Origin of the sequence: Sphingomonas sp. Leaf343 (assembly GCF_001423765.1) — a bacterium.
Classification (GTDB): domain Bacteria; phylum Pseudomonadota; class Alphaproteobacteria; order Sphingomonadales; family Sphingomonadaceae; genus Sphingomonas.
Genome location: NZ_LMPG01000016.1, coordinates 160,127 through 183,904 on the forward strand (window position 1 = coordinate 160,127; position 23,778 = coordinate 183,904).

Below are 23,778 nucleotides of genomic sequence, written 5' to 3' on the forward strand. Positions count from 1 at the left end.
TCTTCAAGCCTTGCGCGCCCCTTCAAGCCTTGCGCGCCCCTTCAAGCCTCGCGTGCGATGCGTTAGCGCGGGGCCGTGCCGACCATCCTGCCCATCCGCGACGCCGCCGACCCGCGCATCGCCGCCTACCGCGACATCCGCGAGCGTGATCTCGTCGGGCGGCAGGGTCTGTTCGTGGCGGAGGGACGGGTGGTGCTGGCGATGCTGGTCGCCGCGACGGGATACCGGGCGGAATCGGTGTTGATCGCGGCGCATCGGCTGGACTCGCTGCGCGGTCTGATCGCGCCGCTCGGCGACGACGTGCCGGTCTACGCGGCGGAGCAGCCGGTGCTGGATCAGATCGCGGGCTTCCCGATGCACCGCGGTATTCTGGCGATCGGGCGGCGCGTCGATCCCCCGTCGCCCGACGCGTTGCTGGCGAGCCTGCCCCGCGACGCCGACGTGCTCGTGCTCGGCGCGATCGCCAATCACGACAATATGGGCGGGCTGTTCCGCAACGCCGCGGCGTTCGGCGTCGGCGCGGTGCTGCTGGATGCCGACTGTTGCGATCCGCTGTATCGCAAGGCGATCCGGGTGTCGGTCGGGGGCGTGCTGACGGTGCCCTATGCGATACTCGACCGGGGCGACGATCCGGTCGAATTGCTGGAGCGGCATGGCTTCGCGCCGCTGGCGCTGACGCCGGCCGGCGCGGTGACGCTGTCCCAGGTCGTGCCCGAACGCCGCAACGCGGTGCTGCTGGGTGCCGAAGGACCCGGACTCGCGGCCGACCTGATCGCACGGGCGCGGGGCGTCAGGATCGACATGGCGGCGGGCTTCGACAGCCTGAACGTCGCGACGACCGGCGGCATCGTGCTGCATCACCTTGCCGCGGGCCGGCACCGGTCTACATCGTCGTCATGATCCAGCGGATGCGGAATTTTCTGCGCGAGGAGGATTGGGCCTTCGCCGCGCACGAGGCGCCGGTGATGCCCGGCTCCCCCGGATCGCCGCATCATCCGCATCCGCGCCGCTTCGCCTATGGATCGATCTCGGTGCTGCTCGGGCTGACGGCGGGGTTCGGCAACGCGCTGATTTCCGCCAATACCTACACTTTGCAGGGCGCGCTGGGCCTCGATCCGGCGCAGATCGCGTGGTTGCCGACGGTCTATGTGATGACCAACGTGTCGATCAACCTCATCATGATAAAGTTCCGGCAGCAGTTCGGCCTGCGCCCGTTCGCGATCATCTTCCTGACGGTCTATGCCGCGCTGACCCTCGCGCATCTGTTCGTCCACGGCTTCGCGTCGGCGATCGCGGTGCGGGCCGCCAGCGGCATGGCCGGCGCGGCGGTGTCGAGCCTCGCGCTCTATTACATGATGCAGGCGTTGCCGGCGAAATGGCGGCTGAAGGCGGTGGTGCTGGGGATCGGCGTGCCGCAATGCGCGACGCCGCTGGCGCGGCTGTTCTCGCCCGACCTGCTGGCGATGTCGCAGTGGAGGACGCTGTATCTGTTCGAGCTGGGACTGGCGCTGCTCAGCCTGGCGGCGGTGGCGTGGCTGCGCCTGCCGCCGACGACGCGGCAAAAGGCGTTCGAGCCGCTCGATTTCCTGACCTTCGTTCTGTTCGCCGGGGCGATGGCGCTGTTCTCGGCGGTGCTCGGACTCGGGCGGATCGTGTGGTGGACGAACGCGCCGTGGATCGGCTGGGCGCTGATCGCGGCGATCCCGATGCTGGCGGCGGCGCTGATGATCGAGCACAACCGCGTCAATCCGCTGCTCAACACGCGCTGGCTGGGCAGCGCCGATATCCTGCGCTTCACGATCGTGACGATCATGGCGCGTATCGTGCTGTCCGAACAGACCTACGCCGCGGTCGGGTTGCTGACCGTTCTGGGCCAGAACAACGACCAGCTCGGCACCTTCTTCCTGATCGTGTTCGCGGCGTCGGTGGTCGGCGTCGTCGCCAGCGCGGCGGTGCTGGACGTCAACCGGCTGGCGCATCCGGTAATGCTGGCGATCGGGCTGGTCGCGGTGGCGGCGTTTTTCGACGCGCAATCGACCAGCCTGACGCGCGGGCCGCAGCTCTACTGGACGCAGGCGCTGATCGCGTTCGCGGCGACGTTCTTTCTCGGGCCGTCGCTGCTGTTCGGGATGACGCGCGCGCTGCAGGCGGGGACGGGACACATCATCAGCTTCATCGCGTTGTTCGGTATCGTCAATTCGATCGGCGGACTGGCGGGAACGGCGCTGCTCGGCAGCTATCAGCAGATACGGGAGAAGGCGAACAGTGCGGCGCTGGTGCAGCAGATGCAGCCCACGGACCCGATCGTGACGCAGCGTATCCAGTCGGGCGGCGCCGCGGTGGGTCGCGTCGTCGGCGATCCCGCGCTGCGATCGGCGGAGGGTGCAGCGATCCTGTCGCAGACGACCACGCGGGAGGCGAACGTGCTGGCCTATAACGACGTATTCCGCCTGATCGGCGTGCTGGCGGCGGCGACGTCCGGCTATCTGGCGTTCCTGCTCGCGCGGCGAAGCTGGCGCGCGCGGCGGGCGGAGAGGCGGGCATGACCGACGTTCGCGACCCCGTACCGCCCGCCGCCGCCGGCCCCGTGACGATCGGTCCCGTGACCGAGGAACGCGCCGCGGAGATCGGCGCGGCCCCGGCGGCCGCCCCGGTCGGATCGGGCTGGAGGCCGCCCGCGAACAGCGGCCGCGTGCTGATCGTGCTGGCGCTGGTCGCGATCGCGGGCGTGCTCGCGGTGCTGGCGGCGTGGCGGCTGCCGCCCTTCACCAGCGACTACGAATCGACCGACAACGCCTATGTCCGCGGGCGCACGACCGTGATCGCGCCGCAGGTGTCGGGCTATGTCACGCGCGTGCTGGCGCGCGATTTCGCCGACGTGAGGCAGGGCGACGCACTGGTCGCGATCGACGACCGCATCTACCGCCAGCGGGTCGAGCAGGCGGAGGCGCAGGTCGCGGCGCAGCAGGCGACGCTGGCCAACGCGCTGCAATCCGAGCGCAGCCGCGCCGCCAGCTTCACCGCGCAGGACGCCGCCGTCGCCAATGCGGAGGCGCAGTTGATGCGCGCGCAGGCGGACATGGCGCGCGTCAACGACCTCGTCACCGACGGCTCGGTCAGCCTGCGGGAGCGCGACCAGACGCTGGCGGCGCTGCGTCAGGCGCAGGCGGGCGTGCGTCAGGCGCGTGCGGCGCGAGAGATCGCGCGACAGGATATCCGCACCGTCGAGGTCGGGCGCGGCGGCCAGCGCGCGGGCGTATCCGGCGCGCAGGCGGCCCGCGAACTGGCCCGGATCGACCTGTCCAACACGATCGTCCGCGCGCCCGAGAGCGGGCGATTGAGCGAGATCGGCGTGCGCGTCGGCCAGTATGTGACGGCGGGCACCCAGTTGATGTTCCTCGTCCCGCCCGAAACCTGGGTGATCGCGAACTTCAAGGAAGCGCAGATCGCGCGGATGGCGGTCGGTCAGCCGGCGTCCTTCACCGTCGACGCGCTCGGCGATGCGCGGCTGACCGGACGTGTCGAGCGCGTGTCGCCCGCCGCCGGATCGGAGTTCGCGGTGCTGAAGGCGGACAACGCGACGGGCAATTTCACCAAGGTGCCGCAACGGATCGCGGTTCGCATCCGCGTCGATCCGGGCCAGCCGCTGGCGCAACGGCTGCGGCCGGGCATGTCGGTGCAGGCGCGGGTCGATACGTCGGGCGGTCCGGCGATCCGATGAAGCGGAACGCGCTGCTGCTCGGGCTGGCGCTGGCCCAGACGCTGGCGGCGTGTGCCGGGCCGCGACCCGCGCCGCCGCAGGGGGCGTCGGTGGTGCCGCCGCCGGCGTGGCGGACCGTGCTGGACGGGCCGGGCGCGCCGATCCGGGCGGACTGGTGGACGGCGTTCGGCGATCCGGTGCTGGTCGATCTCGTCGCACGGGCGCTGGCGGCGAACCCCGATCTGGGCGTGGCGGCGGCGCGGGTCGAGGAGTCGCGCGCGACCGAACGGCTGGCGCGGGCGCAGCGCACGCCGACGCTGAACGCCGGCCTGCCGACGACCGAGGGGCAGACCGTCAGCCCGTTCGGCACGCCGTCGACGGCGTTCGGGGCGCAACCGTCGATCACCGCCAGCTACGACCTCGACCTGTTCGGCCGCCTGCGTCAGGCGAGCGCGGCGGCACGGGCGCAGGCGCTGGCGAGCGAGGGCGCACGCGATACGGTGCGGCTCGCGATCGTCAGCGGCGTGGCGTCGGGATATATCCAGTTGCGCGCGCTCGATCAAAGGCTGGCGGTCGCGCGGGAGACGCTGGCGGCGCGGTCCGAAGCGCTGCGCATCGCCCGGCGCCGTGCGGAGACGGGCTATACGTCCAATCTGGAACTGCGGCAGGCGGAGGGCGAGTACCGCGCGACCGAACAGCTCGTACCACAGGCTCAGTTGCTGGTGGCGCGGCAGGAAAATGCGTTGAGCCTGTTGCTGGGCACATTGCCGGGGCCGATCCCGCGCGGCCTGCCGCTCGACCGGCTGCTCGCGCCGGCGGTGCCGGATGGATTGCCCGCCGACCTGCTGCGCCGCCGCCCCGACCTGTTCCAGGCGGAACAGGCGCTGGTCGCGGCCGACCGCAGCCTCGACAGCGCACGGGCGGCGATGATGCCGAACGTGGCGCTGACCGGCAGCGCCGGCGTCGTGCTGTCGACGGCGCTGGCGAATCCGATCGGGGTGTTCTCGATCGGCGGCAGCATATTGTCGCCGTTGTTCGACGGCGGTCGCCTGCGCGCGCAGGCGGATGCGGCGGCGGCGCGGCGCGATCAGGCGGCATGGAGCTATCAGCGGGCGGCGCTGATCGCGTTCCGGGAGGTGGACGACAGTCTGGCATTGGTGCTGCGGTCCGGTCAGCAGGCGACCGCGCTGTCGGGACAGCGCACGGCGGCGGCGGGGGCGCTCAGGATCGCGTCCAACCGCTACCGGGCGGGATATTCGGCCTATATCGAGCAACTCGACGCGCAACGCGCGCTGCTGACCGCCGAGCTGGCGCTGATCCAGGCGCGCGCGGACCGGCTGGCGGCCTATGTGTCGCTGTACCAGACGTTCGGCGGGGGCTGGACGCGCGAGGATGTCGCGGCCGCGGGGCGGTAGGTCTTCCTCTTCTGCACCATTTTCGGGGCGTGTCGCCTAGGCCGCCGCCGCCCCTGTCCCGCGCAATGCCGGGTGCGGGTTTCGCCAGAGCGCGCTGTCGTGGGCGGCCCGCCACGCGATCAGATCGTCGAGCGGCATCGGCATGCCGATCTCATATCCCTGCAACAGGTCGCAGCCGAGCATCTGGAGCAGGCGCGCCTGCCAGTCGCTCTCCACGCCCTCCACCACGACGCGCATGTCGAGGCTGTGACCGAAATCGATCATCGATCGGATGATCTGGTTGGTCTTGCGGCGGTCGCCCACCGACCGGAGGAACGACTTGTCCAGCTTCAGCCCGTCGAGTTCGAAATGCTGGAGGTAGCTGAGCGAGGAATAGCCGGTGCCGAAATCGTCGAGGAAGACGCGGACGCCCATTTCCCGCAGCCGGTCGATGGAATGGCGCGCGGACTCCAGATTGTCGATCAGCACGCCCTCGGTGATCTCCACCTTGAGCAGTTCGGGGCGAACCCGGGCGGCGAGCAACTGGTCGACGACGCGCGACACGAAATCGGGGTGGCGGAAATAGACGGGCGAGATGTTGACCGCGATCGGCGCATTCTCCAGTCGCGCGGCGGCGGCGAGCGCGGTTTCGATCGTCCAGTCGGTCAGCGCGATGATCTGCCCGCTCGCCTCCGCCGTGGCGATCAGCGCGAACGGGCTGATGTCGCGCAGGGCCGGCGACTGCGACCGCAGCAACGCCTCCGCGCTGCTGAACGCGCCCGAGCGGGCATCGACCAGCGGCTGGTAATGGAGCGAGAACTGGTTCTCGATCATCGCCCGGCCCAGTTCGACGCGTACCGAGCTTTCGCGCATCTCGCGCCGGTCCATGGCATCGTCGAATACGCGGTAGCAGCCTCTGGAGGCGGCCTTGGCGGCGTACATCGCCAGATCGGCGCGGCGCAGCAATTCGGTGCCGTCCAGCCGCGTCGGATCGCCGATCGCCAGGCCGACGGAGGCGCCGACCTCGACCCGGGTGCCGCCGAGATCGAACGGTTCGCCGACGGCGGCGACGATCGATTCCGCGTGCTCCTCCGGCGATACCTCGTGCCGCCACGGCAGCACCGCCGCAAACTCGTCCCCACCCAGTCGCGCCAGCGCGATCGGGTGCCGGATCGTCCGCCGCACGCGCTCCGCGACCTTGCGCAGCAGATCGTCGCCGGCCTTGTGACCCAGCGTGTCGTTGACGTCCTTGAACCGGTCGAGGTCGAAGAACAGCACGACCAGCATGTCGTGATCGAGCAGGCCACGATCCTCCAGCGCATTGTGAAACGCGGTGCGGTTCATCAGCCCGGTCAGGTGGTCGACGTCCAGCAGCACGCGCAGCCTGGCATTGCCCGTGGCCAGCGTGCGGGCGAGCGCGCGGTGCCGCAGCGCTTCGCTGACCAGCGCGCAGAACGCCGCCGTCAGCACGACCGCCGCGCATGTGCCGGCACCGCCCGCGGCCCCCGCACCGATGCCGCCGCCCGCGTCGATACCCGCGCCAATACCACCGGCCGCCAGCGCACCCGTCAACGCCGCCCCCAGCGTCCAGCGCCACGGTGCGGACCGCAGCCGGTCATAGCTTCGGGACAGCCTCACCGCGTGAACCGGTCGCCCGACGATCGGTCGCGGCCCATGGCGGTGAACATCTGGCGCGCCTGCTCGCCCAGCCGGCGTTCGGCCTGCTGCTTCTCCGTCGTGGCGCTGGCGAGCGCGTCGCGCTGGTCGAGGTGGCTCGACATGCGCGCGCGCAGGATCGCGAGGCTGATCGGTTTCAGCATATAGTCGTTGGCCCCTTCGGACATGGCGGTCACGACCGACATCTCCTCGTCCACGGCGGTGCACATGATGACGGGAAGGAGTGTTCTGGGATGGAGTTCGCGGATCGCGCGCAGTGTCTCCAGCCCGGAAAAGCCCGGCATCATCCAGTCGAGCAGGACGATGTCGGGGCGATTGGCGGAGATGATCGACAGCGCGGCGCGACCACCATCGGCGTGCAGCGTCGCATAACCGCTGGCGCGCAGGGCGCGGTCGAGCAGGATGCGGTTATCCTCGACGTCGTCGACGATCAGCACCTGCTTCCGGGCACGGATGGAGGTCGGCAGAGGGGCGGTCATGCGACCAGTTCCTTCAGGGCTTGCGCGATTTCGCGGGGAGTGGACGCGGCTTTGGGGAAGAAGCGGTGGCCGGCGGCGGCAAGGCCGCGATGCTCGTCGAGCGTGATGTCGCAGCCCGATACGACGATCAGCGGGACGTCCCGCAGGGCGTCGTCCCTCGCCAGCCTGTCGATCACTTCGAACCCGTTCATCGCGGGCATCGCCAGATCGAGGACGATCGCGTCCGGACGGATGTCGGCGGCCATCGTCAGCCCCTGAACCCCGTTGATCGCGCGGCGGGTGGAGAATCCGACCTGCGCGACGCAGCGGGTCAGCAGGTCGGCGGCATCGTCGTCGTCGTCGATCACCAGCACCTCGCCCGATGCGCGCAGGCGATACACGTCCAGCACGTCGCGCAACTGCGTCTCCGTCACGGGCTTGCGCAGGTAATCGGTCGCGCCCGAACGAAGACCACGGGCACGGTCGTCGTCGATCGTGACGAGGATCGTGGGAATGTGGCCGATCCGCGGATCGCGGCGCAGTTCCTGCAACACGTCATACCCCGTCCGCCCCGGCAACAGCGCATCGAGCAGGATGAAATCGGGCATGTGCAGTCGTGCCAGATCCAGCGCGGCGTCGGCGCTGTTGGTCGACAGCACGCTGTATCCCATGCGCGACAGCCAGCGCTGCATCAGGTCGATCGCGGCGGGATCGTCGTCCACGACCAGCGCGGTGTGCTCCGCACAGGGCGTCTCCACGAAGCGGCTGTCCTCGGCGACCGCATCCGGCAGGTCGGGCAGATCGCGCCGCATCACCGCGTCACCCATCGGCAGCAGCAGGCGGAAGGTCGAACCCTGGCCGGCGACGCTGTCGACGGTGCAGTCGCCGCCCATGATCCGCGCCAGCCGGCGGACGATCGCGAGCCCCAGCCCGGTGCCGCCGAACTGGCGCGCCGGGCTGCCGTCGAGTTGCTGGAATGCCTCGAACAGGCGGTCGAGATGCTGGGGCGCGATGCCGATCCCGGTGTCGCGCACGGTGAAGCCGATCCACGACTGATGATCGCGCTCGACGGGGGCGACGGTCAGCTCCACCTCGCCGTCGCGGGTGAACTTGAATGCGTTGCTGATCAGGTTGGACAGGCACTGCCGCACCTTGTCGACGTCGCCGATCATGATGCCGACGCCGTCGTCGACGGTCATGCTGAAGCGGTTGCCGTTGGGCGGCGCGTCCGTGCCCGCGGTCGCGACGACGGACGCGACCAGCGCCTTGACGTCGATCACGACGCGGCTGACCGTGGTCCGCCCCGCCTCGATCTTCGACAGGTCGAGGATGTCGTTGATGAGCGCCAGCAGGGTGCGGCCGGCATGCTGGATACGGTCCAGATCGGCCATCGTCGCGGTGCTGCCCGCATCCGCGGCGTCCTCGTGCAGCAGCATCGCATAGCCCAGGATCGCATTCAGCGGCGTGCGCAGCTCGTGGCTCATCGCCGCCAGGAACTGCGATTTGGCGATGTTCTGCTGGTTGGCCTGCTCGCGCGCCTGTTCCAGTTCGCCGATCGTCTCGCGGGCGCGGCGGCCGATCTCGCGGATGCGGCGCTTCAGCAGCTTCGTGTCGGTGGCGATCTGGCTGCGCGACAGCGCCTCGCCGCTCTGCCAGTGAAAGGCGGCGAGGTCCTCCGGCTCCAGCTGGCCGATCAGCAATTCCAGCGGCGTGATCGTCGCGCGGACGATCGCCCGGGCGACGACGCGCGCGGCCACGGCCGCGGCGATCCCGCCGCAGGCCAGCGCGGTCAGCGCCGCCGCCGCCGGCCATAGCCGCGTCGCCGGCTCCGCGATCATGCCGGCGATCGTGCCCGTCAGGACCGCGACCGCGACCGCCGCGAGCAGCGCGATCGTCAGCGGCAGGTGCAACGACCGTCGCGCCGCCTGATAGAGGAGCGGCCGGTGCCCGTCCTCGTCGAAGATCGCGGGCTTCACGCCGCCACTCCGAAGGTCAGCGTCGGCGCGGAAGCGATGCTGTCCCGTACGCGCACGATGGGGATTTCGATCGTGAAGCTGGTGCCGACGCCGCGTTCGGACCGCACGTCGATCGTGCCGCCCATCATCCGGCAGAACCGCCGCGTCAGCGCGAGGCCCAGGCCGGTGCCGCCGAACTTGCTGGCGGTGTCGTTCTCCGCCTGGCTGAAATCCTCGAAGATGCGGCGCAGGCCGTCCGGACTCATGCCGATGCCGTTGTCCGTCACCTCCAGCGTCATCCATTCGCCGCGATCGGTGGTGCGCGACAGGACGGTCATCATGATCGTCCCCTTGGTGGTGAACTTGGCGGCGTTGCTCAGCAGGTTCAGGAGCGACTGGCGAACCTTGAGCGGGTCGAGCTCCATGGTGCCGAGCGGTTGCGGCATGTTGACGACCAGCCGGTTGTCGCGCTTGGCGATCAGCGGCGATGCGGTGGCGGTGACCTCCGCGATCAGCGATGCGACGTCGACCGCCTCCGTCGACAGCTCCAGCCGGTTGGATTCGATCGACGACAGGTCGAGCACGGTATTGACCAGCGCCAGCAGATGCCGGCCGGCGGCGTGGATGCGGTCCAGGTCCTGCATCTTCTGGCCGGCATCGTCGCGATCCTCGAAATTCTCGCGCAGCATCTCCGCATAACCGATGACGGCGTTCAGCGGCGTGCGCAGCTCGTGGCTCATCTTGGCGAGGAAGATCGACTTGCGCTTGCTGGCCAGTTCGGCCGCCTCCATCGCCGCGCGCACCATGGTCAGCTTGCTGCGCTGGTCGATCGTCTCCTGCTCCAGGCTCAGGCTGATGCGCAGCACCGTCTCGTAGAACAGCGACAGGATCGTCATGTACGCCAGCGCCGCGAGGATCGAGAAGGTATTGGCGAGGTGCAGGTCGCGCGCATCGATCAGCGTCGGGAAATGGCCGTAGAACAGGCGCATCACGAAGAACGCCGACAATTGCATCGCGATGCCGGTCAGCACCGGCCGGATCGATTCCGACAGGTAGAAGAACCCCAGCACCATCGCGATCAGGAACCACGGCAGCAGCGGCGAACTGATGCCGCCGAAATAGAAGGAGCCGAACAGCGACAGGCCCACCAGCATCTGCACGCTGGTCATCGCGGGCAGGCGGATGCCGCCGCTCGCCTTCAGCAGCAGCGGAATCGCGAGGAAGCTGGCGACCATCGCCTCCGTCACCCAGAACTGCCAGCTTTCGCCCGCCGTGGTGCGCGCGAGGAAGAAGGTGACGCTGTGCCCCATCAGCGGGCCGGCCAGATGCAGCATGACGAAGGTCCGCGCCATCAGCCGGTCGGAATCGCCCTGCAGCATGGCAGCCGGGATGAACCAGTCAATGGCGCGGTAGAAACGCTTGTGCATCATGCCCCCGGGGTCGGCTCCGCTCCTACTCCGGCACCCCTAATGATTGATGAAGTCAGGACTTAATCGGGTTTTAGGGGTCTCCCGCTAGGACGAGCCGATCGCCCGCGCCTTTTCCGGAGAATGGACCCGCAATGCAGACGATGCTGGCCCCGTCCCGCAGCTTTCCGTCCCCCGATCTTTCGTCGCAGAACGTCTGGTCCCGGTTCCGGGCGTGGTTCTCGCTGGCCGCGCTGCTCGACCATTTCATCCCGGCCGAAATGCAGGTGCACGCGGAATCGCATCGCCGGGCGCGCATGTTCATGCTCAGCCACGTGTTCGGGCCGATCCTGGGCAACACCATCCCGCTCTATCTGGTGGTGACCGGTATCTGCCGCGACTATCGCGCCACCGTCTTCTTCCTGTCGATCCTCGCCTTCTGGATCTATCCGTTCGTGCTACGCGCGACGGGGCGGTACCAGCTGCTGGCGTTCCTGTCCGTCCAGAACCTGATCTTCTGCGCGCTATGGGCCTGTTACGCGTTCGGGGGTGTCAGCTCGCCGTTCCTGCCATGGCTCCTGATCTTTCCGCTGCTGGCGTTCCTGTACCTGCCGCCGGTGGGATGGGTGCGCAACGTGCTGCTGATCCAGATCTTCGGCAACGTCGCCTTCTTTCTGGCGCGCTGTTACGACGGTACGCCGCTGCCGGCCGTAGACCTGTCCGATTTTCAGGTCATCGGCATGATCTCGATGGCCAGCGTCGCGCTCTATTTCGCGATGATGTCGCTCTATTTCGCCAAGATGTTCCATGAGCAGCGCGAATTCACGCGCGAGCTGAACTCGCTCGTCTCCACCTCCGACAATCTCCGCAACCTGACTGCCGCCGCCAATCAGGCGAGCACCGCCAAGGCGGATTTCGTCGCCGGCATGAGCCACGAGCTGCGCACGCCGCTCAACGCGATCATCGGGTACAGCCAGTTGCTGCTGGAGGAGGCGGAGGACGAGGACGACGCGGACACCGTCGCCGATCTGGGCCATGTCCACCGCGCCGGGTCCGACCTGTTGCGCCTGATCGACGATATCCTCGCCTATTCGCGGATCGAGGCGGGCAAGATGCCGGTCAATCCGGCGACGGGTTCGGCGGGCGCGCGCATGTCCGTCTGGCTTCGCGATCTGGGCGACCGGATCGGCGGCTATACCGTGGAGGTGCTGCCCGGCGAGGCGCTGGCGATGGAATGGTCGCTGGACTGGACCGCGACCGGCTCCGCCATCCGCCATCTGGTGACGGGTATCGCCGTGCAGCATGGCACCGGCGCGCTGACGATCGACTGCCGCGCGCTGGCGGAGGGCGGCCTGTCCTTCACCTTCATCGACACGGGGCCGGACGGGCAGGCGCGCGCCGTGCCGATCATCCACGAGATGTTCGAACATGGCGACGATGCGTCACCGACCAAATATGGCGGCACCGGCATAGAAATCGCGCTGGCGTACAAGCTGGCGCAACTGCTGGGCGGCTCGATCGTGACCGTGCATCTGTCCGACGGACGCCCCGCGACGATGCTGTCGCTGCCCGAACTGACCTCCGCCGCGCCCGCCTTGCCCTTCGCGGCCTGACAACCGGAACCGATGCCATGACCAGAATCCTGATCGTCGAGGACAACGAGCTGAACCGCGACATGCTGCAACGCCGGCTGGAGCGGAAGGGCTATGTCGTGACGTGCGCGATCGATGGTCCTCAGGGGATCGCGATGGCGGCCGGGACGCAGCCGGACATCATCCTGATGGACGTCGCACTCGGCGATATGGACGGGTGGGAAGCGACGATGGCGATCCATGCCGATCCGCGCAGCGCCGCGATCCCGGTGATCGCGCTGACCGCGCATGCGCTGGAAAGCGACCGGCTGCGCAGCATCGACGCGGGCTGCGTCGATTTCGAAACCAAGCCGGTGTCGCTGCCCGACCTGATCGCCAAGATCGAGCAGCATGTCGTGCGTCGGGAAGCAGCATAACCGAATACGGACAGTATCTTGCCGTGAACTTAACCGTGTCCGCTCGCTGATGTTTATCGCTTGCGAAACTATGGGGATCGGACCCGACCTGATCCACAAGAGGCAGATTATGACCACCGACACGCCGCAGTTCGGCGCCCTCGCTGGCAGCATGCGCGATTTCCGTTACCTGCCCGGCGCCGACCTGCTGGCCCGCGTCGATGCCTTCTATCAGTGGCAGGAGACGCGCCGCGCGGCGGGCGTCTGGCCGCTGGGCCGGTCGACCGAGCAGGGTGCGTTCAGCCGCTGCACCGCGCGCACCGACGAGGGCGAGCTGTTCGACGGCGTGAACTTCGCCAGCCAGGATTATCTCAGCCTCAATTCGCATGCCGGCGTGCTGGAGACCGCGATCGAGACGATGCGCGCGTTCGGCGTCCACAGCGCCGGCTCGCCCGCTCTGGTCGGCAACACGTCGCTGTCGATCGCGCTGGAAAAGAAGATCGGCGACTTCCTCGGCTATGATCATGTCGCACTGTTCCCGACCGGCTGGGCGGCGGGGTTCGGCGTCATCAAGGGGCTGGTGCGGCCGAACGACCACATCGTCATGGACGCGCTGAGCCACGCCTGTCTTCAGGAAGGCGCGCAGGCGGCGACCCGCAATATCCATCTGTTCCGCCACAATCGGGTCGACGCCGTGCGCGCCAAGCTGGCGAAGATCCGCGCCACGGATACGGAAAACGGCATCCTGCTCGTCACCGAATCGCTGTTCTCGATGGATTCGGACACGCCCGATATCCGCGCGATGCAGGAACTGGCGCACGAATATGGCGCGACGCTGGTCGTCGACGTCGCGCACGATCTGGGCAATCTCGGCCCCACCGGTCGCGGCCTGATCGAGGCGCAGGGCATGCTCGGCAAGGTCGACGTGGTGATGGGCAGCTTTTCGAAGACGTTCGCGTCGAACGGCGGCTTCGTCGCCGCGCGGGGGCGGGGCGTGAAGGAGTATATGCGCTACTACAGCTCGCCCAACACCTTCTCCAACGCGATGTCGCCCGCCAACGCCGCGATCGTCGGCAAGGCGTTCGACATCGTCGCATCGGACGAGGGCGCGGCGTTGCGACGCAAGCTGATGGACAATGTCCTGATGCTGCGCAGCCTGCTCCAGGGTTGCGGGCTGGAAGTCTATGGCGACCCGTCCGCGATCGTCTGCGTCAGGATGGGCAGCGAGGCGCTGGCGCGGCTCGTCAGCCGCCGGCTGCCGTCGCTCGGCATGCTCGCCAATCTGGTCGAGTTCCCGGCGGTGCCCAAGGGGCAGGCGCGGTTCCGGTTGCAGGTGATGGCGCGGCACAGCCAGCACGACATCATCGATGCGGTCCATCGCCTGTCGACGGCGGTCGCCGACGCGACCGACGATATGAACGCGCTGGACACCGGCGCGGCGACGGTCGTGACCCTCGACCGGGATCGTCCCGTCGTCCGCCGCACCGTCGTGGAACCGGACGCGCCACCGGCTCGCACCGCGACCCGCAGTCGCCGGGGCTCACTCGCCGCCTGAAGATTTACGCCGTGTTTACCGCGTGTTGCTAAATGTCGCCCGCGAAAAGGAATCTCCCCGTCATGAAGATGAACATCACGGCCGCGTTGCTGTCGGCCAGCCTGACCGGCGTGATCGCATCGTCGCCCGTCCTCGCGCAGGACGCCGGCGATGCCTATGTCCGCGTCGCCGCCGCGCGCACCAAGCTGGTCGACAAGGGCGACGTGAAGACCGACGGCGTGCTCGATCCCGCCGCCGGCTATTCCACGCGGGAGACATTTCACGGCGTCGTCACGGGCGGTTACTACATCGCCAGTTCGATCGCGGTGGAGGCATCGATCTCGACGCCCGCGACGACCGACAATCTGCCCGCGGGATCGCTGCTGGGCACGCCCAATCTCGGCGACGACGAATTCACGATGGCGACGCTGGGCGTCAGCCTGCACCCGTTCCGTGGCCGGTTCCAGCCCTATGTCGGCGGCGGCGTCATCCGCCACTTCACCACGCAGGAACGGGACGGGCTGGGCGTCGGGCTGAACATCCCCAATGCCTATGGTGCCTATGTCCATGCCGGCGTCGATGTCGCGATGTCGCGGACATGGGGGCTGTTCGCCGATGTGCGAAAGGCGTTCTACCACACCAACGCCACCGGCCTGCTGCCGCTGGATGCGACCTATACCCGGTTCGCGAGCGTCGATGCGAAGGCGGAACTCGATCCGCTGACGATCCAGCTTGGCGTCGTCGCCCGGTTCGGCCGCGGCGGCGCATCGCCGGGCGAGACGCGGATCGATACCGACACGACCAGCTGGACGCTGCGCGGCGGCCTGACCAGCCTGACGCTGGCGGACAAGGTCGCGCTGTCGGTCGGCGGGGCGCCCTATGCCGGCGCCGGCCTGTCGACCTACGAGCATCAGACGCCGACGATCCAGATCGGTCGTTTCCTGACGCCCAATATCGCGGTCAATGCGACGCTGGGCCTGCCGCCGAGCATCGACATCCGCGGGGCGGGCAGCATCGGCGCACTGCCGAAGCTGGGTAAGGTGACGTACGGCCCGACCATGCTGACGGTGCAGTACCACCCGACGCGCAGCGGCCGCATCCGGCCCTATGTCGGGGTCGGTGCCAGCTACATGATCGTGTTCGATACCACCGACGGCGCATTCCAGAACCTGAAGGTCGACAACGATCTGGGCTGGGGGTTCGAGGCGGGCACCGACATCATGGTCAGCCAGAACTGGGGCGTCTTTGCCGACGTGAAGAAGGCGCTGCTGCGGCCCAATGCCTATGGCACCTTCGGGGGCGCGGCGGTGGTCGGCCGCACCCGGCTCGACCCCTGGGCATTCTCGGGCGGCGCGGCCTTTCATTTCTGATGCCGTGACGGGACGGGATGGATGATCGGGGTCGTCGATCCGAACCCGTCCCGTTCCAGGCAGCCGTCCCGTGTCGTATCACGGCGTTGAACGCGCGTCGCGCCACGCCTAGGATCCGGGTTCGGGCGGCGGGAGCGACGGGATGCGGCGATGGGTGATGGGTCTGGCGCTGGCCGGCATCGTGCCACCCGCGGCGGCGCAGCAGGCGAGCCCGACGGTGATGGTCGAGATGACGACCACGGCCGGCCCGATCCGCCTCGAACTCGATCGCGACCATGCGCCGGCGACGACGGCGAACTTCCTGCGCTATGTCGATGGCAAGCGCCTCGACGGCACCAGCTTCTACCGCGCGGCGCATCTGGGGGAGGGGATCGGCCTGCTTCAGGGCGGGATCAGGGACGATCCCAAACGTCGCCTGCCGCCGGTGCGGCACGAGGCGACCGACGCCACCGGGCTGGCGCATGTCGATGGCGCGATCTCGATGGCGCGGGGCCGGCCGGGCAGCGCGACCGGCGACTTCTTCGTGATCCTCGGCACCGTGGCGTATCTGGACGCCGATCCGTCGCGATCCGGTGACAAGGCCGGCTATGCCGTGTTCGGCCGCGTGGTCGGGGGCATGGACGTGGTCCGCCGCATATGGGGTGCGCCGCGCTCGGCGACGGCCGGTCCCGCGGCGACCCGGGGGGAGATGCTCGCCGCGCCGGTGCGGATTCTCAGCGCGCGGCGTCTGCCGTAACGGGTGGCGCGCGGCGCACCGGGGGCATCGCGTTGCAGATGTCCGCGCCGCCCGCGGGCACCACGAAGAACGGCGGCTGACGGTTTTCGCGCGTCTTGATCCATGCGGCGAAGCGGGGATTGTCCGTCGCGCGGTACTGGAAGCGCGGGCGCTCGGCGGCGGGCATCTGGCTCGCCAGCCGGACCGACCTGATCGCCATCGGCGTCTCCGCCGGCGCCTTGTAGAAACCCAGGTCGCCGGTGCCGCGGGGCAGGGCGGACAGCCGCTCGATCCCTTCCACCACGCGACCGACGACGGCGATGTTGCGGTCCAGCGCGCGGGGGCCGTGGCCGATCACGGCGTACAGGTCGCCGCCGCTGCCCGTGCTCGGGGCCAGATCGCGCGCGACGCCGACCATGCCGTAACAATGCGGCAGCCACTGGCTCGCGCCGCTGCCCGCCAGCGGCCAGCCGTCGCGGGTATATCCCGCCCATTCGGCATAGGGATCGCGCCGCGTCAGCTTCGCGACCGGGGCTTCGCCCTGCCACTCATATTCGGCGGGCGGGTTCGCCTCGACATCGGCGGGCAGGGGCTTCTTCTCGGTCACGTCGCCCCATTGCGCGACGTAATTGTCCTGCACCCGGTACACACTGCCGCCCGCGTCCCACCATTTCTTCACGGCCAGCTTCCGGATGTTGGCAACATGCCCCGCCGCCCGCCCAGCCGCCAGCCGGATGACGACCCGGCCGCCGTCGGCCAGCGTCATCACGACCACCTCGTCGTCCGGTATCGCGCGCCAGTCCGCCGGCAGGGCATCGGAGGAAGCGGGAACCGCAGTCTGGAGCAGGGCGAGGAGAAACGACAGCATCGCTACAGCCTGCCCCACCCCGCCCGTGCAAGCAACCGCTTGCACAACCGCCCGACGCACCCTATCGCGGACCCTCCAGGATATGCGGAGCGGTGGCCGAGTGGTCGAAGGCGCTCGCCTGGAAAGTGAGTATACGTCAAAAGCGTATCGAGGGTTCGAATCCCTCCCGCTCCGCCAGCTCGCTACTAAATTTCCCTTTTTTACAGGGATTTAAGTGGCGCGGCTTTGGTGGGCCCCATTGGCGGTCCTACCGTGCTCTGGTGCTTGCTTGTTCCGAGACTGCTCCGAGGCGCGTTCAGCAAAGGGGCGTCGGCGAGTGCGTCATCATCGCAACGTTTCTCTCGGGCTGCTCAATCTAGATCATTGGCCTTCATCACCGCGCTTCGGCTTTCACATTAGCTTCGGATCCAGATTTCGGTAAACCGTTGTGCCGCGGGTTCGGAAAACTAGTGAACCGCCACCCTATATGCCCTTAGGTCTCGGCACAGCACTGCTGTCTCGTCAAACTGGTAAGCCTCGTAGTGCGAATATGCCGCATGGTTTGGAGCATGATTGTCGGAGATCGAGCGCCCGCCGACAGCGGCATAGTTCGTTGACGTTGGTCCACCGCCAGTACGCAAATGAATGCGGAGAGCCGCGCACCCGCATTTCGGACTCCGCCAGCTTGCGCAAGCGTCGACGGCGGCCAGCTTAATCATTTCCTTCTCACGGCAGGTTCGGTCTCGTAAGCGTGTGGTTCTTGGCGCTCGAAGGCTGTGATCCACCGACAATGAAATCTCCCCGCTTTGACATACGGGCCAAGAAGCTCCGTACGATCTTTTCCCCCAGCAACATCGAGGAGGTGTGGAAATCCAAGGTGCGTGTGTCGATGCGCGACCAGTTAATGTCAGACGGCATTGAGAACTTTGACTTTCATATCGCGCGAGGCGTGGAAAGTCGAAAGTTGTCGGAGCTGATTCTGTCAGGAGATTACGTTCCACAAAGGGCTCAGAGAATCCTTGTGGAGAAAAGCAAGGGTTTGTGTCGGCAATTAGTCATACCAAGCGTCAAAGATGCGATAGTTCTTCAGTGCCTGTCTGATGCGCTCTACTTTGAAGTAAAAGGAAAGGCGCCGACGAAGAAAGCCTTCTTTGAACCGAAGGATCACAAATTCTCTATACAGCAAAGTGGATATGGCACCTTCTCGTCTTGGCTTAACTTTCAGCGAGCGCTGTTCGAATTTTCGAAAACACGAAAATTCATTGTAGTAACTGACATTTCAAATTACTACGACAGCATCTCATATGTCCATCTTCGCAATGCCATCTCGTCAATTAGTGGCGTGGACGAATGTGTCATAGATATGTTAATCTACGTTCTTAGCGATCTGCTCTGGCAACCTGATTATACTCCCCGAATAGAAGTCGGCTTGCCGCAGATGAACCTAGATGCGCCACGACTTCTCGCGCACTGCTTTCTTTACGAATTAGACGCCTATCTTGCTAGCGCTATTGGACAGGATTTTGTCCGTTTTATGGACGATATTGACATCGGCGTGGATACAGTCGTTCAGGCCAAACAGGTGTTAAGAGCTGTTGATCTTGTCCTCCAAACAAAGCAGGTTCGCCTGAATAGCGGCAAGACGGCTATCCTCACACAATCAGAGGCAATCACACATTTTCGTGTTCTTGAGAACGCCCGGCTCGACTCAGTTCAGTTAAACGTGGACAATCGACTCAAATCCGGGCTTCCCTTGGATAGACATCGAAAACTCATCACAGCCCGTATCAGTCGGGGGTCGCGAAAGAAGGCTTTCGACACGGGAAGTGGCGAGAAAATACTGAAGCGTTGGCTCGGCCTTGCTGCGAAATCAGGTGCGTGGGTAAAGCCGGAGATCCTAGAGGATATTGTAAGGCGCAGACCAGCCGTTCGGGAAAGTGCTTACTCGTACATTCGATCCAGTCCCCTACGGAGGTCCTATGCTGACGTTTTGGCTCGTGCGAGTACATCGGGGCTTCTTGTAGATGATGCTGCGATGGTCGAGATGGCTAATTTCCTTGTTGAAACCCTAGTCATGACGCGGCACAGCGACGCCGCAATCAAGCAGATAGTGGCAAGCAATGATCCGAGAAATTACTTTGGGCTGTACTCAAAACTATGGTTGTTATCTAAATACGGCGGGACCTCAGACCTTCTGTTCACACTGCAAAGCACTATCAGTCTGTGGTCGCCGCACGAGCGCCTTGGGAGGCTGGCTGCGTCTTTTACACCGCTATTCCGCGGGTCACCCGACGAGATTCCTTTCAAAAATCTCCTTGCGGGTTCCCTAAATCCCGGTGTGCGTGACACGTACAAGTTTCATGTGAAACTATCGCAAGACCCAAAGACATTTGCGCTGATGTTTGACTCTTTGAAGGCGCCAAATCCATCTCGCGGGACGGGTATCACGCATCCCAAGTTTCTTTGCCTGCTGTCGGCTTTGCTGAATACCTCGGCACCGCCAGCTAGAGTTATTGCTCTTAAAAGTAACCATGCAAAGGCCTTTACTGACAGTTACTATAAAGCAATCTCAAAAAGACTCGGCATCTAGATATAGTTTGTGATTCAAACGCGTGCTTTCATGTTCCTCAGTCAATACGAGGTGCAATCACAAATCTTGATATTGAAGCTTGGACTTGCTGCATGGGGTTCAAGAAAGCGTAATAGCATCCGAATATGACCGCGGCGAGGGGGTCCGCATCGTAAGGATTCTATCATTATATTCCACGAACTTGCGTTCTCGACCTCAATCATCTGCCTTCCCGCTGTTCCGCTATTAGCTCTCGCATCATCTCTCGAAGGCGAGCCAGATCAGCCCTGAGCGCCGATCGTCGTCCGCCCTTGTCGGCGTTGCGGCTAGCGTTTGCCTTGCCGTCGGCCGTTTGCGGTCCCGTCGACCGCTCCCAAGGCTTCCAGCGCCGGATCGCCACCGATTGCCGTGCACGCCGCTCTGGGCTCCAGCCATTTGCCATGCTCTAACTCCAATACTTCGTTCGGCGCATCTGCTAGATCTCTCGCAGGCGTGAGGCCATCGCCGTTGTTCACCTGTTGCGGTCCATTGGCGATGTTAGCCTGCCGCGCATATATTACCGGCGGGTTTTTCATCATGGCCAGAGCCTCAAGCGTTGCCCGACATTGCGACTGGGCCTTGAGCGCCAACCGCATATACGTCTCGGCAGCTTGCATATACTCGCCCATATTGGCGCCCGACCGTCGCGCCAGTTCCAAGAACATGGCGTTCAGTGCAGCAGCTTGAGCGGTGAGCATATCCTCTGCGCTCCCTAGCTTGTTGTTTCGGATCGCTGTCGCTCGTTCGTGCAGCGCCTCGTAATATGCCGTGAAATCGATATCGCCCGAGATGTGCTTGCCGAAGGATGACGCCACCACTGCGCTGCCAAACAAAGGATCGAGCGCTATGTCAGCCAGCCGGCGCTCTCTTGAGGCGCTTGGCATCTCCGCTACAGGTGGCGTCGGCTTAGGCTTTGCTCGCGCCATAATCAGTCCCCTAGTTGCCGCGTCAAGTACCTGCCACTCAGCACGGGAGCACAGGACAGCACAGATCTACCTCTCCCCCCCTCATAGGTGTGCGCGCGTTTGACATAGTAGCTAGCACCCGTGCTGAACTGTGCTCCGGTGCTGACTTTGACGTTAGTCATGGCCGAAACTTCCAAGCTCAGACCGTAGTTCGATCCCCCGATGGGCGCGAATGCCGTTGACAGAGCTGGTGCCGAGTCCCCGTTTCGCCATCTTTTTACCAAAGCCGATAGCGTTGCCCGGTGTTTCCCCGTGCTCGTCGGCATACTTCCGCCAATTTGTGTAGAGCTTAGCCGGTAGCTCGAACGCGCCGGATTGAAGAATGCAGCATTCCTCGAGCCATTGTCCCATCAGATCCTCGCCTGCAAAATACTCTGCTGTGGCGGTCTGCACCGTCGCAGGGCGTACCAGTCCACCAGCTTGCCATTCGATGCACCCGGCAATAGCCCAAGCGAGAATGCGACTATGCTCAGCCCTTAGCTTGCTCTCCAATAACAGGTCGGGAGCGGCCGGCCTTACGTTGAATCCCACGATGTTGAAGCGTCGTCGCATGGCGTCATCGGGGTTCGTCAAACGCGGAGCGTGATTTCCTACAATCGTGAGTTTAAATTGTGGTCGGTAAGTGAAATTGTCCTGTCGCATGAACCGTGCTGTGATGGCGTCGCCGCCGGTGATCTGCTTGATCCGAGCCTCAGCCCATGCTCGGCCTTCCTCCGTTTCGCTGGCGGTCACCAGCCGTGCACCCCGTAACATAGCGAGTTCAGTCGAGTGCCGGTCGAACTTGGAAGCGGTGAACGTCTCCATAGCGGCGGTGACGGCATACTCGCCAAGGACTGCGGCAACGGTGTTGAGGAACACGCTCTTGCCCGTGCCAGCCAGCCCATGAAGAAAAATCAGGGCATGCTCGCGCGTGTCGCCGGTCAGGCAATAGCCCATCCACAGACGCAGAAAACGGACTGCTTCGCGGTCACCTGATAGCGCCTCATCCAGGAAGCTCAGCCATCGCGTTGGCTCGCCATGTTCGGGCGTGCAGCCCGCCAGCTTGGTTATGTGATCGCTCGGGCGTGCTTCGAAGAAATTTCCAGACCGTAGGTCCACTGTGCCGCCTGGCGTCCCGAGCAACATGAGGTCAGCATCCCATTGGCCGGCATTGACGGCGTGCCCACGGTCTGCGCGCGCGAACCGCTCGACACCGGCCGCAAAGTTGGCCTTGCCAGCCGCCCCATGCTGACGCGCGATCTCACGAGCATAATTGAACGCGCTATGGCTGTTATTCGAGCGCCACCGTGTGCCGTCCCACTCAAACCAAAGTCCCACATCGTGATCGAACCTCAGCGTGTCGCGGTGAAGCGCCGTGAACGCTAGTGCAATCTCATCCTCAGAGGGTTCGCCGCGCCGCGGTTTTGCCCGGCCAGCGGCAAGCCCGCTAGCGAGCGTTTCCCTAGTTTCTTCTGCGTCTAGGCCGACTTCAGCCGCCGCCGCGGAAAGTGCGCGGCGAGCCTCGCCCGGCTCAGCTCCCTGCTGCCCAAGCCGAAAAGCAGACTTGTTCAACTGGTCGTTCCGCGTTCCGGCCGGGGCGCGGCGCACCTTCGCCGCCTCACTGGCAATCTGAGATGGCATACGAAGCATGCTCGCCAGCCATAAAGGTGGCGGTGCCAGACCGAACGGGCCCGGCGGATTCTCCCACTCATAGGCGCTGCCACTAGGGTGAACGGAGCCAGGACCAACCACATAGCCGCCATCGCCGCGAATATCAGCTCCGGGAAAGATGCCGGCCCGATTGCCTACCTTCCCGCCAGGATGGGCGAAATAGACGTGCCTACCCTTGCCGGTGCGGACCGTGAGCGTGTCAGGCAAGCCGCAAGACTCCGCGTGAGCTATGGCCTCGTCAGTGTCGAGGTCGAGCACCAGCAGGCCGGAAACAGCGCCTGTGGCGATGCCGATGTTGCTCTTTGTGTCGCTCCAGCCCGCCACTGTCTCAAGCGACGGATGTTTCGCCTGGTAATCCTTCCAGCTCGCCAGAGCCGGCCTCTTACCGCGATGCACTACGGGAAACACGGAAAAGCCAAGCACAATGGGCGTGCGCCAAGCGTCCGGAAGCTCCGCCGGGCACCTCATGCGTCAAGCAACTTTATCAGAGAGACGGCGGGGATCACCGTTCGCTTGCCGATCTTGCGCGTCTCCAGTCGACCCTCGGCGATCAGGGCGTATATCTTGGAACGGCCGATGCTGACGGCGGCGGCGGCTTCAGGGATGCTGTAGGCGAGCTTTGATGGTTCAGATGTAATCATTTAAGTCCGTCCTTGTCGTTATGGACGGGCTGAGCTTGTTGGCATGCCGCTTTCTAGTCAGCCATTTTCGGCCGGAAACAGTTGGCAGCTAATTTCTGGCCGCGCGAAGCCGTCGGAGGACATCGTTGACTACCGGCTGGATCGAGGCGCGAGAAGGCTCACGTGCGCCACGCTCTGCCAATCGGCTCAGGACGGCATCTATGATCGTGCCTTGTCCCTCCGTTTCACTGCCGTTCGGAAGCCCTTCTTCATGGATATAGATAGCGAGTTCGGCCGCGAAGGCGGGCCACCAGTTCGCGGCGGGTCTCCCTCGTCCGCTGGGCACCGGCAACGCCCTAGCGGGCGGGTCGCCCGATGCGGCGGCGTGAGTTGCCTGCCCCGTTAGCACGGCGGCCGAAGGTAGGCCGCGAGGGTCAAGCCAGACGTCAAAGGCGCTACCGTCCCGGCACGAATAGTCGCCATCTGTATAGGAGAAGTGAAAGTCGCCGGAGACGCGATCAAAGGAACGCCGCTCTCTTCCCGCATTCGCAAAGTGCGCCCAAAACTCCAGCGGTATGACAGCAGGAAATCCTCTGTGCCGGTGGAAGTCCCAATCTGACACGATTTCGTTAACAGTTACGCTACCGGTATCAAGCGTCGAGTCGATCGAACAATTCGTGGACCATGCCGTCGCATGCCCACTCCGTAGGCGGCTAACGAGCATGTCGATTGCGGCCTGCTTGCACACGTCGAAATTAGCAAAATCGCCCCGCTGATCGTATGCACGCGCTAGGAGGTCGAACACGTCGCTTGCCGGCACAAGGCGGTCGAGAATACCCGTGTCGTCCATCCCGCCTCCCAAACGGCTCCCAGTGTGACTGGGGAAGCACGT

The 23,778-nt window shown here is 65.4% G+C and carries 19 protein-coding genes and 1 tRNA gene; 11 read left to right on the plus strand and 9 right to left on the minus strand.

Going from position 1 to position 23,778, the window contains the following annotated elements; all coding sequences use genetic code 11:
- The first annotated feature begins 75 nt into the window (after window positions 1–75).
- Genes ASG07_RS16120 through ASG07_RS16135 form a run of 4 tightly spaced genes read left to right on the plus strand, consistent with a single transcriptional unit; the run spans window position 76 to window position 5,115 of the window.
- The gene (locus ASG07_RS16120) at window positions 76–900 is read left to right on the plus strand and encodes a TrmH family RNA methyltransferase (protein ID WP_055849297.1); all 825 of its coding nucleotides are present in this window, start codon (window positions 76–78) and stop codon (window positions 898–900) included.
- Window positions 897–2,546 (plus strand): MFS transporter, encoded by a 1,650-nt coding sequence (locus tag ASG07_RS16125; protein WP_055849300.1) that lies wholly within the window; start codon window positions 897–899, stop codon window positions 2,544–2,546. The genes ASG07_RS16120 and ASG07_RS16125 overlap by 4 nt, the downstream gene beginning before the upstream one ends.
- The gene (locus ASG07_RS16130) at window positions 2,543–3,721 is read left to right on the plus strand and encodes an HlyD family secretion protein (protein ID WP_055849304.1); all 1,179 of its coding nucleotides are present in this window, start codon (window positions 2,543–2,545) and stop codon (window positions 3,719–3,721) included. The genes ASG07_RS16125 and ASG07_RS16130 overlap by 4 nt, the downstream gene beginning before the upstream one ends.
- Complete coding sequence (locus ASG07_RS16135) at window positions 3,718–5,115, plus strand: efflux transporter outer membrane subunit (protein WP_055849307.1); 1,398 nt, start codon at window positions 3,718–3,720, stop codon at window positions 5,113–5,115. The genes ASG07_RS16130 and ASG07_RS16135 overlap by 4 nt, the downstream gene beginning before the upstream one ends.
- 36 nt (window positions 5,116–5,151) lie before the next feature.
- Here the strand turns inward: ASG07_RS16135 and ASG07_RS16140 are convergent, their stop codons facing one another.
- The 4 genes from ASG07_RS16140 to ASG07_RS16155 are packed head-to-tail and all read right to left on the minus strand — an operon-like array spanning window position 5,152 to window position 10,614.
- Window positions 5,152–6,732: a putative bifunctional diguanylate cyclase/phosphodiesterase gene (locus ASG07_RS16140; RefSeq protein ID WP_055849310.1), complete on the minus strand. Its 1,581-nt coding sequence runs from the start codon at window positions 6,730–6,732 to the stop codon at window positions 5,152–5,154.
- Window positions 6,729–7,250 (minus strand): response regulator transcription factor, encoded by a 522-nt coding sequence (locus tag ASG07_RS16145; protein WP_082474874.1) that lies wholly within the window; start codon window positions 7,248–7,250, stop codon window positions 6,729–6,731. The genes ASG07_RS16140 and ASG07_RS16145 overlap by 4 nt, the downstream gene beginning before the upstream one ends.
- Entirely contained in the window at window positions 7,247–9,205 is a 1,959-nt protein-coding gene (locus ASG07_RS16150) for a response regulator (protein WP_055849317.1), read from the minus strand. The genes ASG07_RS16145 and ASG07_RS16150 overlap by 4 nt, the downstream gene beginning before the upstream one ends.
- Window positions 9,202–10,614, minus strand: a complete 1,413-nt coding sequence (locus tag ASG07_RS16155) for a sensor histidine kinase (protein ID WP_082474875.1) — start codon at window positions 10,612–10,614, stop codon at window positions 9,202–9,204. The genes ASG07_RS16150 and ASG07_RS16155 overlap by 4 nt, the downstream gene beginning before the upstream one ends.
- Window positions 10,615–10,745: 131 nt before the next feature.
- Between ASG07_RS16155 and ASG07_RS16160 the strand changes: the two genes are divergently transcribed.
- From ASG07_RS16160 to ASG07_RS16180, 5 genes are all read left to right on the plus strand, one after another.
- Window positions 10,746–12,203, plus strand: coding sequence for a sensor histidine kinase (locus ASG07_RS16160; RefSeq protein ID WP_055849324.1), 1,458 nt, complete (start codon window positions 10,746–10,748; stop codon window positions 12,201–12,203).
- A 17-nt stretch (window positions 12,204–12,220) separates the two neighbouring features.
- Complete coding sequence (locus tag ASG07_RS16165) at window positions 12,221–12,598, plus strand: response regulator (RefSeq protein WP_055849326.1); 378 nt, start codon at window positions 12,221–12,223, stop codon at window positions 12,596–12,598.
- Between the two features lie 109 nt (window positions 12,599–12,707).
- Window positions 12,708–14,132: an aminotransferase class I/II-fold pyridoxal phosphate-dependent enzyme gene (locus ASG07_RS16170; protein WP_201781054.1), complete on the plus strand. Its 1,425-nt coding sequence runs from the start codon at window positions 12,708–12,710 to the stop codon at window positions 14,130–14,132.
- Between the two features lie 62 nt (window positions 14,133–14,194).
- Entirely contained in the window at window positions 14,195–15,481 is a 1,287-nt protein-coding gene (locus tag ASG07_RS16175) for an OmpW/AlkL family protein (RefSeq protein WP_055849329.1), read from the plus strand.
- Window positions 15,482–15,623: 142 nt separating this feature from the next.
- On the plus strand, window positions 15,624–16,217 hold the full coding sequence (locus tag ASG07_RS16180) for a peptidylprolyl isomerase (RefSeq protein ID WP_055849332.1): 594 nt from the start codon (window positions 15,624–15,626) through the stop codon (window positions 16,215–16,217).
- Here ASG07_RS16180 and ASG07_RS16185 read toward each other — a convergent pair.
- Window positions 16,195–17,064, minus strand: coding sequence for a peptidylprolyl isomerase (locus ASG07_RS16185; protein ID WP_055849336.1), 870 nt, complete (start codon window positions 17,062–17,064; stop codon window positions 16,195–16,197). The genes ASG07_RS16180 and ASG07_RS16185 overlap by 23 nt on opposite strands.
- An 86-nt stretch (window positions 17,065–17,150) precedes the next feature.
- Between ASG07_RS16185 and ASG07_RS16190 the strand changes: the two genes are divergently transcribed.
- Together ASG07_RS16190 and ASG07_RS17030 are read left to right on the plus strand one after the other, a co-directional pair.
- A tRNA-Ser gene (locus ASG07_RS16190) sits at window positions 17,151–17,241 on the plus strand.
- A 592-nt stretch (window positions 17,242–17,833) separates the two neighbouring features.
- Window positions 17,834–19,633 (plus strand): RNA-directed DNA polymerase, encoded by a 1,800-nt coding sequence (locus ASG07_RS17030; RefSeq protein ID WP_082474877.1) that lies wholly within the window; start codon window positions 17,834–17,836, stop codon window positions 19,631–19,633.
- A gap of 305 nt (window positions 19,634–19,938) precedes the next feature.
- On the opposite strand, the gene ASG07_RS17330 is transcribed toward ASG07_RS17030, so the two are convergent.
- The 4 genes from ASG07_RS17330 to ASG07_RS17335 all read right to left on the minus strand — a co-directional run bounded on the left by ASG07_RS17330 (window position 19,939) and on the right by ASG07_RS17335 (window position 23,736).
- Entirely contained in the window at window positions 19,939–20,577 is a 639-nt protein-coding gene (locus tag ASG07_RS17330) for a hypothetical protein (protein WP_236694752.1), read from the minus strand.
- 153 nt (window positions 20,578–20,730) lie between these two features.
- Entirely contained in the window at window positions 20,731–22,734 is a 2,004-nt protein-coding gene (locus ASG07_RS16200) for a phage/plasmid primase, P4 family (RefSeq protein ID WP_055849342.1), read from the minus strand.
- Complete coding sequence (locus ASG07_RS17040; protein ID WP_082474879.1) at window positions 22,731–22,907, minus strand: helix-turn-helix domain-containing protein; 177 nt, start codon at window positions 22,905–22,907, stop codon at window positions 22,731–22,733. Before ASG07_RS17040 ends, ASG07_RS16200 begins: the two co-directional genes overlap by 4 nt.
- 88 nt (window positions 22,908–22,995) lie before the next feature.
- Window positions 22,996–23,736, minus strand: a complete 741-nt coding sequence (locus ASG07_RS17335; protein WP_156361911.1) for a hypothetical protein — start codon at window positions 23,734–23,736, stop codon at window positions 22,996–22,998.
- Between the last annotated feature and the right edge of the window lie 42 nt (window positions 23,737–23,778).

Coding starts and splice junctions, on each gene's coding strand:
- ASG07_RS16125 (WP_055849300.1), top strand. CDS start 897: ATGATCCAGCGGATGCGGAATTTTCTGCGCGAGGAGGATTGGGCCTTC.
- ASG07_RS16130 (WP_055849304.1), top strand. CDS start 2,543: ATGACCGACGTTCGCGACCCCGTACCGCCCGCCGCCGCCGGCCCCGTG.
- ASG07_RS16135 (WP_055849307.1), top strand. CDS start 3,718: ATGAAGCGGAACGCGCTGCTGCTCGGGCTGGCGCTGGCCCAGACGCTG.
- ASG07_RS16145 (WP_082474874.1), bottom strand. CDS start 7,250: ATGACCGCCCCTCTGCCGACCTCCATCCGTGCCCGGAAGCAGGTGCTG.
- ASG07_RS16155 (WP_082474875.1), bottom strand. CDS start 10,614: ATGATGCACAAGCGTTTCTACCGCGCCATTGACTGGTTCATCCCGGCT.
- ASG07_RS16160 (WP_055849324.1), top strand. CDS start 10,746: ATGCAGACGATGCTGGCCCCGTCCCGCAGCTTTCCGTCCCCCGATCTT.
- ASG07_RS16165 (WP_055849326.1), top strand. CDS start 12,221: ATGACCAGAATCCTGATCGTCGAGGACAACGAGCTGAACCGCGACATG.
- ASG07_RS16170 (WP_201781054.1), top strand. CDS start 12,708: ATGACCACCGACACGCCGCAGTTCGGCGCCCTCGCTGGCAGCATGCGC.
- ASG07_RS16175 (WP_055849329.1), top strand. CDS start 14,195: ATGAAGATGAACATCACGGCCGCGTTGCTGTCGGCCAGCCTGACCGGC.
- ASG07_RS16180 (WP_055849332.1), top strand. CDS start 15,624: ATGCGGCGATGGGTGATGGGTCTGGCGCTGGCCGGCATCGTGCCACCC.
- ASG07_RS16185 (WP_055849336.1), bottom strand. CDS start 17,064: ATGCTGTCGTTTCTCCTCGCCCTGCTCCAGACTGCGGTTCCCGCTTCC.
- ASG07_RS17030 (WP_082474877.1), top strand. CDS start 17,834: ATGAAATCTCCCCGCTTTGACATACGGGCCAAGAAGCTCCGTACGATC.
- ASG07_RS17330 (WP_236694752.1), bottom strand. CDS start 20,577: ATGGCGCGAGCAAAGCCTAAGCCGACGCCACCTGTAGCGGAGATGCCA.
- ASG07_RS16200 (WP_055849342.1), bottom strand. CDS start 22,734: ATGAGGTGCCCGGCGGAGCTTCCGGACGCTTGGCGCACGCCCATTGTG.
- ASG07_RS17040 (WP_082474879.1), bottom strand. CDS start 22,907: ATGATTACATCTGAACCATCAAAGCTCGCCTACAGCATCCCTGAAGCC.
- ASG07_RS17335 (WP_156361911.1), bottom strand. CDS start 23,736: ATGGACGACACGGGTATTCTCGACCGCCTTGTGCCGGCAAGCGACGTG.